At 72.1% G+C, this 12829-nt stretch carries 11 protein-coding genes; 8 read left to right on the forward strand and 3 right to left on the reverse strand.

Annotation, left to right across the window (positions count from 1 at the left end):
- Window positions 1–190 precede the first annotated feature (190 nt).
- From BSL84_RS08265 to BSL84_RS08280, 4 genes are all read left to right on the forward strand, one after another.
- Window positions 191–1117: an ABC transporter ATP-binding protein gene (locus tag BSL84_RS08265; protein ID WP_075970091.1), complete on the forward strand. Its 927-nt coding sequence runs from the start codon at window positions 191–193 to the stop codon at window positions 1115–1117.
- The gene (locus tag BSL84_RS08270; RefSeq protein ID WP_030027073.1) at window positions 1114–1881 is read left to right on the forward strand and encodes an ABC transporter permease; all 768 of its coding nucleotides are present in this window, start codon (window positions 1114–1116) and stop codon (window positions 1879–1881) included. The genes BSL84_RS08265 and BSL84_RS08270 overlap by 4 nt, the downstream gene beginning before the upstream one ends.
- 68 nt (window positions 1882–1949) lie before the next feature.
- On the forward strand, window positions 1950–3083 hold the full coding sequence (locus tag BSL84_RS08275) for a hypothetical protein (RefSeq protein WP_052680512.1): 1134 nt from the start codon (window positions 1950–1952) through the stop codon (window positions 3081–3083).
- Between the two features lie 34 nt (window positions 3084–3117).
- Entirely contained in the window at window positions 3118–4080 is a 963-nt protein-coding gene (locus BSL84_RS08280; protein ID WP_051873080.1) for a COX15/CtaA family protein, read from the forward strand.
- A gap of 55 nt (window positions 4081–4135) precedes the next feature.
- On the opposite strand, the gene BSL84_RS08285 is transcribed toward BSL84_RS08280, so the two are convergent.
- The 3 genes from BSL84_RS08285 to BSL84_RS08295 all read right to left on the reverse strand — a co-directional run bounded on the left by BSL84_RS08285 (window position 4136) and on the right by BSL84_RS08295 (window position 6685).
- Window positions 4136–5227, reverse strand: coding sequence for an amidohydrolase family protein (locus BSL84_RS08285; RefSeq protein ID WP_045321589.1), 1092 nt, complete (start codon window positions 5225–5227; stop codon window positions 4136–4138).
- 126 nt (window positions 5228–5353) lie between these two features.
- Complete coding sequence (locus tag BSL84_RS08290; RefSeq protein WP_107484895.1) at window positions 5354–5713, reverse strand: hypothetical protein; 360 nt, start codon at window positions 5711–5713, stop codon at window positions 5354–5356.
- Window positions 5714–5737: 24 nt separating this feature from the next.
- On the reverse strand, window positions 5738–6685 hold the full coding sequence (locus tag BSL84_RS08295) for a heme o synthase (RefSeq protein ID WP_075970093.1): 948 nt from the start codon (window positions 6683–6685) through the stop codon (window positions 5738–5740).
- Window positions 6686–7011: 326 nt separating this feature from the next.
- Between BSL84_RS08295 and tkt the strand changes: the two genes are divergently transcribed.
- The 4 genes from tkt to opcA are packed head-to-tail and all read left to right on the forward strand — an operon-like array spanning window position 7012 to window position 12797.
- A complete protein-coding gene (gene tkt / locus BSL84_RS08300) occupies window positions 7012–9096 on the forward strand; it encodes a transketolase (protein ID WP_030028503.1) in 2085 nt (694 codons plus the stop codon).
- Window positions 9097–9130: 34 nt separating this feature from the next.
- Window positions 9131–10249: a transaldolase gene (gene tal, locus BSL84_RS08305; RefSeq protein WP_030028502.1), complete on the forward strand. Its 1119-nt coding sequence runs from the start codon at window positions 9131–9133 to the stop codon at window positions 10247–10249.
- Between the two features lie 5 nt (window positions 10250–10254).
- Entirely contained in the window at window positions 10255–11781 is a 1527-nt protein-coding gene (gene zwf, locus BSL84_RS08310; RefSeq protein ID WP_030028501.1) for a glucose-6-phosphate dehydrogenase, read from the forward strand.
- Complete coding sequence (gene opcA / locus BSL84_RS08315) at window positions 11778–12797, forward strand: glucose-6-phosphate dehydrogenase assembly protein OpcA (protein ID WP_075970094.1); 1020 nt, start codon at window positions 11778–11780, stop codon at window positions 12795–12797. Before zwf ends, opcA begins: the two co-directional genes overlap by 4 nt.
- Window positions 12798–12829: the final 32 nt, after the last annotated feature.

Genomic DNA, 12829 nt, shown 5'->3' on the forward strand with positions numbered 1-12829 from the left:
AGCACTCACGCACTCTCGGCGGCACCCCGCGCCGGCAGGCCCGGCGCTACGAACGATCACCGAAAACGAAGGGGCCGTCCGGGGGCCGCCGGACCGAAAAAAAGCCGTTCCCGCGATCCGTCGTTCGATACTCCGGCCGCCGGGCCCCGGCGCCGGGGGCCCGTCCCGCGGCTCCGTAGACTCACCCACCATGAGCAACGACCCCGCGGTGGAGATCCGCGGACTGGTGAAGCGGTACGGCGCCAAGACGGCGGTGGACGGACTGGACCTCACCGTCCGCGCGGGCTCCGTCACCGCGGTCCTCGGTCCCAATGGCGCGGGCAAGACGACCACGGTGGAGACGTGCGAGGGCTACCACCGCCCCGACGCCGGCACCGTCCGCGTCCTCGGTCTCGACCCGGTCGCCCAGGCGGAGGCCCTGCGCCCCCGGATCGGCGTGATGCTCCAGTCCGGAGGCGTGTACTCCGGGGCCCGCGCCGTCGAGATGCTCCGCCACATGGCCAAGCTGTACGCCGACCCGCTCGACCCGGACACCCTGGTGGACCGCCTCGGACTCGGCAGCTGCGGCCGCACCCCCTACCGCCGGCTCTCCGGCGGCCAGCAGCAGCGCCTCGCCCTGGCCATGGCCGTCGTGGGCCGCCCCGAGCTGGTCTTCCTCGACGAACCCACCGCCGGCCTGGACCCGCAGGCCCGCCGCGCCACCTGGGACCTCGTACGGGAGCTGCGCGCCGACGGGGTCACCGTCGTCCTCACCACCCACCACATGGACGAGGCCGAACAGCTCTCGGACGAGGTCGCCATCGTGGACGCGGGCCGGGTCATCGCCCACGGCAGCCCTGAGCAGCTGTGCCGCGGCGGCGCCGAGAACACCCTGCGCTTCACCGGCCGCCCGTCCCTCGACCTGGCCTCGCTGCTGAAGGCACTGCCCGACGGCACCCAGGCGGCCGAGGCCGCCCCCGGCGTCTACCGGGTGACCGGCGAGGTCGACCCGCAGCTGCTGGCCACCGTCGCGTCCTGGTGCGCGCAGAACGGCGTGCTCGCGGACAGCCTCGCGGTGCAGCGGCACACCCTCGAAGACGTCTTCCTCGAACTGACCGGTAAGGAGCTGCGCGCATGAGCGCCGGCACGTTCACCCCCCGGCCGGGGGCCGCGCCCGTGTCCCGCATGATCCTCGCGCAGGCGGCGCTGGAGACGCGGATGCTGCTGCGCAACGGCGAGCAGCTGCTGCTGACCGTGATCATCCCGGCGCTGCTCCTGGTGCTGTTCTCCGCCGTCGACATCGTCGACACGGGCGCCGGTGAGCCCGTGGACTTCCTCGCCCCCGGCGTCATCGCCCTCGCCGTGATGTCCACCGCCTTCACCGGCCAGGCCATCGCCACCGGCTTCGACCGCCGCTACGGGGTCCTCAAGCGGCTCGGCGCCTCCCCGCTGCCGCGCTGGGCGCTGATGGCGGCCAAAACCCTCTCGGTGCTGGTCACCGAGGTGCTGCAGATCGCCCTGCTGACGGTGATCGCCCTCGCCCTGGGCTGGTCCCCGCAAGGGGATCCGCTGTCGGTCGCCGCGCTGGTGCTGCTGGGCACCGCCGCCTTCTCGGGGCTCGGCCTGCTGATGGCGGGCACGCTGCGGGCCGAGGCCACCCTCGCCGCCGCCAACCTGGTCTTCCTGCTGCTGCTGGTCGGCGGCGGAGTGGTCGTGCCGCTCGACAAATTCCCGGAGGCGGTGCGGTCCGTCCTGGAACTGCTGCCGATCTCCGCGCTGTCCGACGGGCTGCGCGACGTGCTCCGGCACGGGGCCGTGCTGCCGTGGGGCGACGCGGCCGTCCTCGCCGCCTGGGCCGTGCTGGGCCTGGGCGCCGCGGCACGGCTCTTCCGCTGGGAATGAAACCCTTTCCCCCGCGGCGGCGCAGCCGCGAGGATGGGCGCCTCCACACATGAAGCCGGGGGGCGGACATGGTGCAGCGGGAGGCCGTTCTTCGGCTGGACGAGCGGTGGGCGCGGGTGCGGGCGGGGGCCGCGCGGCCGGAGCCGGCGGCGCGTGAAGCGCTCCTGGACGAGCTGATCGGCGCCCTGCGCACGCTCCCCGAGGATCCCGAGTGCACCGCCCTGCTCGGCCTGCGCCTCGCCGACCGGGCGGCCCTGCGCTTCGCCGCGGGGGACCGCGCGGGCGCCCTCGCCACCATCGAGGAGGGCCTGCGCAGTTCCGAACGCGCCGCCCCGCACGCCCCGGAGTACGCCCGCTGGTACGCCCGCGGGCTGATCAACCACGGGGTGTGGCTGGCCTGGCCGCTGAGTGACGCGGACCGGCTGCCGAAACACCCGCTGGGCCCGGCCTCCGCCGACGGCCCGAGCGCCATGGAGCGGGCCGCAGGTGAGCGCGCCCGCGACCTGACCCGTACCGCGGTGGGGGTGTGGGCGGGACTGGACCAGGCCGACCCGGTCAACCGGCGGGGCCTCGCCCAGGCCAAGGTGTTCCTCGGGGACCGGCTCGCCGAGCTGGGCTCCACCGAGGACGCGGTGGCGTGGGCCGTGGACGCGGAGTGCGACTTCCGGCGGCTGCTGCTGGCCGACCCGGCCGCGGAGGAGGCCGAGGCCGCCGAGGAGGCGCTGGACCACATCGGCCGCCAGCTGGAACTGCGCCTGCGCCACCTGGCCTTCGACGAGCTGGTCGGCCTGCGTACCCGGGGGCTGCTGCCCGAACGGCTGCTGCCGCGGGCCGTGGTGGCCGCCCGTATCCGGTCGGTGGCGGAGCCGGAGATCGCCGCCCGGCTGCACCTGGACGCCGAGCAGGTGCGCACGATGCTGGAGGTCACCCCCTGGCTCGCGGTGTGGCGCTTCGACGTCCGAGGCCCCGACGGGCTGTGGAGCGCGCTTCCCCGTCCCTGGCACAGCGCCACAGAGGTGAGGAACAGGACGGCCGAGGACGTAGCGGGCGAACTTCTACGGGAGTTCGCGCGCTCGCCGTACCACCCGGGCGACGGGGCGCATTGGCGCGTCCTGCTGTGGTGGGAGGAGGAGGGCGATCCCGCCGCCGCCCGGTTCCGGCTGCTCGCCGGTCCCGACGCCCCCTCCCCCACCCCCTCGTGAAAGTTTGCACAAGGGGTCGCCTACGATATGGGGCGTGTTGAACCCCCTCGCATACATCGCCGGCCGCTGGACTCCGTCACCCCGGATCGTCCGGCGGGCCGCGCTCGCCGCGCTCGTCATGAGCGTGGCCATCGTCATCACCGGCGGCGCGGTACGGCTGACCGGATCCGGTCTCGGCTGCGACACCTGGCCCAAGTGCACCGACGACAGCCTGATCGCGACCCAGGAGCAGGGCTTCCACGGCGCCGTCGAGTTCGGCAACCGCATGCTGACGTACGTGCTCAGCGCAGCCGTCGGCTGGTTGATCATCGCGGCCCGGTCGGCCGAGCCCTGGCGCCGCTCGCTGACGAAGCTCGGCTGGATCCAGTTCGCCATCGTGATGTGCAACGCCGTCCTCGGCGGCATCACCGTCATGACGGGCCTCAACCCGTACAGCGTGGCCGGGCACTTCCTGCTCGCCACCTCGCTGATCGCCGTGACGACCGTCACCTGGCAGCGCGTCGGCGAGGGCGACACCGCGCCCCGCCCGCGCGTCCCCGGCCCGGTCCGCAAGCTGTCGTGGGCCCTGACCACGACCACCCTCGTACTGATCGCCGCGGGCACCGTCGTCACCGGTTCCGGACCGCACGCCGGCGACAGCAGCGAGATCAAGCGGATGCCGTTCGACTGGGAGACCACCGCGCACGTGCACGCGATCGCCGCCTGGGTGGTCTGCGCCCTGGCCGTCGCGATGTGGCTGGTGCTGCGCGTGGTCGACGCCCCCGTCGACACCCGGGCACGTGCCCGCGACCTGCTTCTCGTACTGCTGGCCCAGGGCGGTATCGGCTACGTGCAGTACTTCACCGACGTGCCCGAGGTCCTCGTCGCCGTGCACATGCTGGGCTCCTGCCTGGTGTGGATCGCGGTGGTCCGGCTCGCCCTGAGCCTGCGTGAGCGGCCGTCGGACGAGGCGGCGGGCCAGGCACCGGCGGACGACGCCCGGCTCTCCTCCGTCTGAGCCGGCCCGCCCGCCCACACGCCCGCCTCTACCGCCTGGACCGGCCGGCACCCGCTCACGGCCGGTCCAGCCGGTAGAGGCGGCGGGCGTTGCCCGCCGCGACCATGGCCGCCACCCGCTCCGCGTCCCGCCAGGACCAGGACCCTTCGGCGACCCAGCCGCCCAGCACCCGGGCCAGTGCCTCCCGGAACACCAGGGCGCCCACCGCGTGCAGTTCCGGCAGCCGCCGTCCCCCGCTGGAGAAGAGCAGCTTCCCGAACGGCGCGAGCTCCAGCAGCTCGGCCAGGACCGCCGCCGCCCGCGCCCCGGTCCGCCCGAGGCCCGCGCCCGCGTCGGCGTAGACGTGCGGGAAGGCCTCCGCGAGCCGCGCCGCGTGCCGGTGGTGCGGATACCCGCCGAGCAGCACCAGCCGTGTACCCGGGCCGGCTGTGGCCCGTACGAAACCGGTCAGCGCCGAGGGGTCCCCCGTACCCGTGCGCAGCTGGAGCGGCAGCCCGGACGCCACCGCGCTCCAGAGCAGGTGCCGCAGGAGTACGGGGTCCCGCAGCGCTCCCCCGCGCGGCCGCCCGGCCAGCCACCGGCCGGCCGCCCCGCGCACCTCGCCCGGGCCGGGTGGTTCGGGATCGAGGGGCGGGCCGCCGGCCAGGCCGGGCGCGGCGGCGCAGGAGAAGGCGGCGGCGCCGGCGGCGCCGTGGTGCACGGCCTCGGCGAGTCGGGCGAGGAAGGAGGCCACCGTCCCGGAGGTGTCGGCGGCCTGTTCGGCCAGCGACTCCAGGCGGACCGTCTCGAAGGCCTCGGCGCCGGCGGCGAGCGCCATGTCCTTGGGACCCGTGAGGTCCCCGGCCGTCCCGCTGTCGACCAGGTAGGCGGCGACGTGCGACCCCCGCAGCAGCCGCCGGGCGGACTCGTCCGGGCCCAGCTCGCGGCGCCGGGCCAGGTAGCGGGCGGGGGCGGCGTGCGGCTCCAGTCCCAGCAGGGGCGGACACCAGCGGCGGACGGCGAAGCCGGTCTGGGTGTCGAAGAAGGTCGTGCCCGCGGCGGGCGGGCCGGCGGAGTGGATCAGCTGGGCCTCGAAGGTGCCCAGTCCCAGCTCCGTGCGGAGGAATCCGTGGCAGTACTGGTCCACCAGGGGCGGCGTTTCGATCATCCGGGCATCCCGTTGCGGACGTGGGGAAGGCGCTTCCACACGTCCTAACGGGTGAGCGGGGTGTGAGGTGTTGCTCGGGCTGTTGACCGAGACCGTGTGGCGGTCCCCCGGACGCCGGTCCGGGGGTCAGGCCGCCGGGTTCTCGGATCCGCCGAGCTGGAGGCCGGCCATCCGCGACCACTCGTACGGGCCGGTGCGCACGCGCGCGGCGAACTCCCCGTCGAACTCCTCGTGGAGGGCCAGCCCGGCCTTCTCCGCGGCGAGCTGCGCCACCGCGAAGGACGGGGCGACCAGGTCGCCCCAGCCGCCGTCCGCGCCCACGAGCACGATGCGGGTGCCGGCCTGGCCGATGTGGGCGAGCTGGCCCTCGGCGCCGCCGTGCTGCTTGGCGAAGGCGCCGATCTGCCTGGCCAGCTTCGCGGCGGTACGGTCCTGCTTCTTGTCCGCGGCGCCTGCGGCGGCCGCGCTGTCTGCGGTGTCTCCCATGGAAGCCATGCTACCGGCGAGTAATCAGCGGAGGAAGGGATCCACGGCCACCGCGACGAACAGCAGCGACACATAGGTGATCGACCAGTGGAACAGGCGCATCTCCTTGAGCTTCGCGCCCGTCACGCCCGCCTTGGCCCGCGCGTGCAGCGCGTGCGCCTCCCACAGCCACCATCCGCCGGCCAGCAGCGCGACCGAGGTGTAGAACCAGCCGGTGTACCCCAGCGGGGTCAGCAGCAGCGAGACGCCGACCATCACCCAGCTGTAGAGGACGATCTGGCGCGCCACGACCTTGTTGCCCGCGACGACGGGGAGCATCGGCACACCGACGCGCGCGTAGTCGTCGGCCACCTTCATCGACAGCGGCCAGTAGTGCGGCGGCGTCCAGAAGAAGATGACGAGGAAGAGGATGACCGCGGCCCAGGAGACCTCGTTGCGGACCGCGGACCAGCCGATGAGCACCGGCAGGCAGCCCGCGATGCCGCCCCAGACGATGTTCTGGGTCGTGCGCCGCTTCAGCAGCATCGTGTAGACGACGACGTAGAAGAGGAGCGCCCCGAGTGACAGCGCGGCCGACAGCCAGTTGACGAGCAGGCCGAAGAACAGGGTGGAGACCACGCCGAGCGTGATGCCGAAGACCAGGCACTCACGCGGGCTGACCATGCCGGTCACCAGCGGGCGCTGCGAGGTGCGGTCCATCAGCGCGTCGATGTCGCGGTCGATGTACATGTTCAGCGCGTTCGCGCCGCCCGCGGACAGGTATCCGCCGACGCATGTCACCAGGACCAGCCACAGCGACGGAACGCCCTGCTCCGCGAGGAACATCACCGGCACTGTGGTGATCAGCAGAAGTTCGATGATCCGCGGCTTGGTCAATGCCACGAAAGCCATGACGCGGGTCCCGAACGGCCGGTGACCGGGGTTCGTCCCGAGCACCCCCGCTGGACGGGATTCGACGGCCGTCACGCACACCCCTGAGAGAGAATCCAGCAAGCTCCGACTCGGGCCGTTCACAAACATGGAGGCCCGGTTGAGGCTTGCGCGTACCACGCCACTCTAGACGTTGCGCTTACGTCGCCCCGCGCCGGGGTCGCCTCGTGTTGGGCCGATCGGACCGTGCATACATACGGGGGACGGCCGCGCCCGCGGCCCCGCGGCCGGGCGGACACCGGTCGGCGCGGCGGTGACGGACCGCCTGCACTCGAATAACTGCACGCCGTTGCGGGGGTAGGCTCGGAATCGCCGGTGCACCGTTCGTCACCGGGATACGAACATGTGGAGAGGAGCCCTGACTCACGGTGAGCACCAAGCCGACCACCACAGAGCTCGAATGGACCGAACTGGACCAGCGGGCCGTCGACACCGCCCGCGTCCTGGCCGCTGACGCGGTCCAGAAGGTCGGAAACGGCCACCCCGGTACGGCGATGAGCCTGGCCCCCGCCGCCTACACCCTCTTCCAGAAGGTGATGCGGCACGACCCGGCGGACCCCGAGTGGGTGGGCCGCGACCGCTTCGTGCTCTCCGCGGGGCACTCGTCCCTGACCCTCTACACCCAGCTGTACCTGGGCGGGTTCGGGCTGGAACTGGACGACCTGAAGTCCTTCCGCACCTGGGGCTCCAAGACCCCCGGCCACCCGGAGTACGGCCACACGGCCGGCGTCGAGACCACCACCGGCCCCCTCGGCCAGGGTGTCGCCAACGCCGTCGGCATGGCCATGGCCGCCCGCTACGAGCGCGGCCTCTTCGACCCGGAGGCCGCCCCCGGCACCTCCCCGTTCGACCACATGGTCTACGCGATCGCGGGCGACGGCTGCCTCCAGGAGGGCATCTCCCACGAGGCGTCCGCACTGGCCGGCCACCAGAAGCTGGGCAACCTCGTCCTGCTGTGGGACGACAACCACATCTCCATCGAGGGTGACACGGAGACGGCCGTCTCCGAGGACACCGTCAAGCGCTACGAGGCGTACGGCTGGCACGTCCAGCGCGTCGAGCAGCAGGAGAACGGCGACCTCGACCCGAAGGCGCTGTTCGCCGCGCTCCAGGCCGCCAAGGCCGTCACGGACCGCCCGTCCTTCATCGCGGCCCGCTCGATCATCGCCTGGCCCGCCCCGCACGCCCAGAACACCGAGGCCGCCCACGGCTCGGCGCTCGGCGACGACGAGGTCGCGGCCACCAAGCGCGTGCTCGGCTTCGACCCGGAGCAGACCTTCGAGGTCTCCGACGAGGTCATCGCCCACACCCGCAAGGCGCTGGACCGTGGCCGCGAGGCCAAGGCCGCGTGGGAGAAGGACTTCTCCGCCTGGCGCACCGCCAACCCGGAGCGCGCCGCCGAGTTCGACCGCATCAACGCCAACGAGCTGCCCGCCGGCTGGGAGGACGAGCTCCCCGTCTTCGAGGCCGGCAAGGGCGTCGCCACCCGCGCCGCGTCCGGCAAGGTCCTGCAGGCGCTCGGCGCGGTCATCCCGGAGCTGTGGGGCGGCTCGGCCGACCTGGCAGGCTCCAACAACACCACCATCGACAAGGAGTCCTCCTTCCTGCCGGTGGGCAACCCGCTGCCGGAGGCCGACCCGTACGGCCGCACCATCCACTTCGGCATCCGCGAGCACGCCATGGCCGCGGCCATGAACGGCATCGCCCTGCACGGCCACACCCGTATCTACGGCGGCACCTTCCTGGTGTTCTCCGACTACATGCGCAACGCCGTGCGCCTGTCCGCGCTGATGCACCTGCCGGTGACGTACGTGTGGACGCACGACTCCATCGGCCTCGGCGAGGACGGCCCGACCCACCAGCCGGTCGAGCACCTCGCGTCGCTGCGCGCGATCCCGGGCCTGAACATCGTGCGCCCGGCCGACGCCAACGAGACCGCCGTCGCCTGGCGCGAGATCCTGCGCCGCCACACCAAGGTCTTCGGCAAGGGCGCCCCGCACGGCCTGGCGCTGACCCGCCAGGGCGTGCCGACCTACGAGCGCAACGAGGCCGCCGCCAAGGGCGGGTACGTCCTGTTCGAGGCCGAGGGCGGTCCGGCGCAGGTCCTCCTCATCGCCACCGGCTCCGAGGTGCACGTGGCCGTCGAGGCCCGCGAGCAGCTCCAGGCCCAGGGCGTCCCGACCCGTGTCGTCTCGATGCCGTCGGTGGAGTGGTTCGAGGAGCAGGGCCAGGAGTACAAGGACAGCGTGCTGCCGCCGTCGGTCAAGGCGCGCGTCGCGGTCGAGGCGGGCATCGGCCTGACCTGGCACCGCTACGTGGGCGACGCCGGCCGGATCGTGTCGCTGGAGCACTTCGGCGCCTCCGCCGACGCGAAGGTGCTCTTCCGCGAGTTCGGCTTCACGCCCGAGAACGTGGTGGCCGCCGCCAACGAATCCCTCGCCGCCGCGCGCTGACGCCGGTCCGGAACCAAGTAGGAGATGTAATCCCATGACAGACGCACTCAAGCGCCTCTCCGACGAAGGCGTCGCGATCTGGCTGGACGACCTGTCCCGCAAGCGCATCACCTCCGGCAATCTGGCCGAGCTCATCGACCAGTCGCACGTGGTCGGTGTCACCACCAACCCGGCGATCTTCCAGAAGGCCATCAGCGGTGGCGAGGGCTACGAGCAGCAGCTCACCGACCTCGCGACCCGCCGGGTCACCGTGGAAGAGGCCCTGCGCATGATCACGACGGCGGACGTCAGGGACGCCGCCGACATCCTGCGCCCGGTCTACGACCGCACCGACGGCCAGGACGGCCGCGTGTCCATCGAGGTGGACCCCCGGCTGGCGCACGACACCGCGGCGACGGTCGCCGAGGCCAAGCAGCTCGCCTGGCTGGTGGACCGCCCGAACACGCTCATCAAGATCCCGGCGACGAAGGCCGGCCTGCCGGCGATCACCGAGGTCATCGGCCGGGGCATCAGCGTCAACGTCACGCTGATCTTCTCGCTGGAGCGCTACCGCGAGGTCATGGACGCGTACCTGGCCGGTCTGGAGAAGGCGAAGGCCGCCGGCCTGGACCTCTCCCTGATCCACTCGGTCGCCTCCTTCTTCGTGTCCCGCGTGGACACCGAGATCGACAAGCGCCTGGACGCCGTCGGCACCGACGAGGCGAAGGCCCTCAAGGGCAAGGCGGCGCTCGCCAACGCCCGTCTGGCCTACCAGGCCTACGAGGAGGTCTTCTCCTCCGAGCGCTGGACCGCCCTGGAGCGCGCCGGCGCCAACAAGCAGCGTGCGCTGTGGGCCTCGACCGGCGTCAAGGACCCGGCGTACAAGGACACCCTGTACGTGGACGACCTGGTCGCCCCGAACACGGTGAACACCATGCCGGAGGCCACCCTGGAGGCCACCGCGGACCACGGTTCCATCACGGGTGACACCGTCCGCGGCTCCTACGAGCAGGCCCGCGCCGAGCTCGACGCGGTCGCGAAGCTGGGCATCTCGTACGACGATGTCGTTCAGCTGCTGGAAGACGAGGGCGTCGAGAAGTTCGAGGCGTCCTGGAACGACCTGCTGAAGTCGACCGAGGCGGAGCTGCAGCGCCTTGCCCCCACGGAGGCCTGAACACCTTGTCTGTAAACGGAGCGAACCCGCTTCGTGACGCACAGGACCGGCGGCTCCCGCGCATCGCGGGGCCGTCCGGCCTGGTCATTTTCGGCGTTACGGGTGACCTGTCGCGCAAGAAGCTGATGCCTGCCGTCTACGACCTCGCCAACCGCGGCCTGCTGCCGCCGGGCTTCTCCCTCATCGGGTTCGCCCGCAGGGAGTGGGAGCACGAGGACTTCGCCCAGGAGGTGTACGAGGCGGTCAAGGAGCACTCGCGCACCCCCTTCCGTGAGGAGGTCTGGCAGCAGCTCGTGCAGGGCTGCCGCTTCGTCCAGGGCGACTTCGACGACGACACCGCCTTCGAGACGCTGAAGGCGACGATCGACGAACTCGACAAGGCGCAGGGCACGGGCGGCAACTTCGCCTTCTACCTGTCCGTCCCTCCGAAGTTCTTCCCCAAGGTGGTCCAGCAGCTCAAGGACCACGGTCTGGCGCAGAAGGAGGGCTCCTGGCGGCGTGCCGTCATCGAGAAGCCCTTCGGCCACGACCTGAAGAGCGCCGAGGAGCTCAACAAGGTCGTCCACGAGGTCTTCCCGCGTGACGAGGTCTTCCGGATCGACCACTACCTCGGCAAGGAGACCGTCCAGAACATCCTTGCCCTGCGCTTCGCCAACACGATGTTCGAGCCGATCTGGAACCGGTCGTACGTCGACCACGTGCAGATCACCATGGCCGAGGACATCGGCATCGGGGGCCGGGCGGGCTACTACGACGGCATCGGCGCGGCCCGTGACGTCATCCAGAACCACCTGCTCCAGCTGCTCGCGCTGACCGCGATGGAGGAGCCCGGCTCCTTCCACCCCAAGGCGCTCGTGGCGGAGAAGCTCAAGGTCCTCACGGCGGTCCAGCTGCCGGAGGATCTGGGCAAGCACACCGTGCGCGGCCAGTACGCGGCGGCCTGGCAGGGCGGCGAGAAGGTCGTCGGGTACCTCGAAGAGGACGGCATCGACCCCAAGTCGAAGACCGACACCTACGCGGCGATCCGCCTGGAGATCAACAACCGCCGCTGGGCGGGCGTCCCCTTCTACCTGCGGACGGGCAAGCGCCTGGGCCGCCGGGTGACCGAGATCGCCGTGGTCTTCAAGCGGGCCCCGTACCTGCCCTTCGAGTCGGGCGCGACCGAGGAGCTGGGGCAGAACGCCCTCGTCATCCGGGTCCAGCCGGACGAGGGCGTGACGGTGCGCTTCGGTTCCAAGGTTCCGGGCACCTCCATGGAGGTCCGGGACGTCACGATGGACTTCGCCTACGGCGAGTCCTTCACGGAGTCGAGCCCCGAGGCGTACGAGCGGCTCATCCTCGACGTGCTCCTCGGCGACGCGAACCTCTTCCCGCGCCACCAGGAGGTGGAGCTGTCCTGGAACATCCTCGACCCCATCGAGGAGTACTGGGACAGGCACGGCAAGCCCGCGCAGTACCCGGCGGGCACCTGGGGACCGGTCGAGGCGGACGAGATGCTCGCACGAGACGGACGGAGCTGGCGCCGGCCATGAAGATCGACCTCACGGAGACCAACTCCAGCAAGATCAATGCCGCGATGGTGCAGGCACGCCGGGACATCGGCACGCCGGCCGTCGGCATGGTCCTCACGCTGGTGATCGTGACCGACGAGGAGAACGCGTACGACGCGCTCAAGTCGGCGAACGACGCGTCCCACGAACACCCCTCGCGGATCGTCGTCGTCATCAAGCGGGCCAGCCGCTCGCCCCGCAGCCGCCGTGACGCCCGGCTCGACGCGGAAGTCCGCGTCGGGGCGGACGCGGGCAGCGGCGAGACGGTCGTGCTGCGCCTTCACGGCGAACTGGTCGACCACGCCCAGTCGGTGGTTCTCCCGCTGCTCCTTCCGGATGCGCCTGTGGTCGTCTGGTGGCCGGACGGTGCTCCCACGGACCTGGCGGGCGATCCGCTGGGTGCGCTCGGGCAGCGCCGCATCACGGACACGTACTCCTGCGAGGACCCGGTCGGGACGCTCGGCTCCCGGGCCGGGGCGTACGCCCCCGGGGACACGGACCTGTCGTGGACCCGGATCACGCCGTGGCGCTCCATGCTGGCGGCGGCGCTGGACCAGCAGGCGGTGACGGTCGTCTCGGCGACCGTGGAGGGCGAGGGCGACAACCCGAGCTGTGAACTGCTGGCCATGTGGCTGGCGGACCGGCTCCAGGTCCCCGTCCGCCGCACGCTGTCGGCGGGGCCTGGCCTGACCGCCGTACGTCTGGCGACGAAGGACGGCGACATCGTCCTGAACCGCGCGGACGGCGGGCTCGCCACGCTGTGCATGCCGGGCCAGCCCGACCGGAACGTGGCGCTCAAGCGCCGCGACACGGCCGAGCTCCTGGCGGAGGAGCTGCGCCGGCTGGACCCGGACAACACGTACGCGGCCTCCCTGAAGTACGGGGTGTCCCATCTGGCGGCGGCGACGCCGGAGCCGGAGGCTCCCGCCGAGGCCGAGTCCGCGAAGCCGGCGGCCAAGCCGGCCGCCAAGCCGGCGAAGAAGGCCCCGGCCAAGTAGTCCGGCCCGCTGCGCGGAGCCCTTCCCCACCC

This window comes from Streptomyces sp. TN58 (genome assembly GCF_001941845.1).
Lineage (GTDB): Bacteria > Actinomycetota > Actinomycetes > Streptomycetales > Streptomycetaceae > Streptomyces.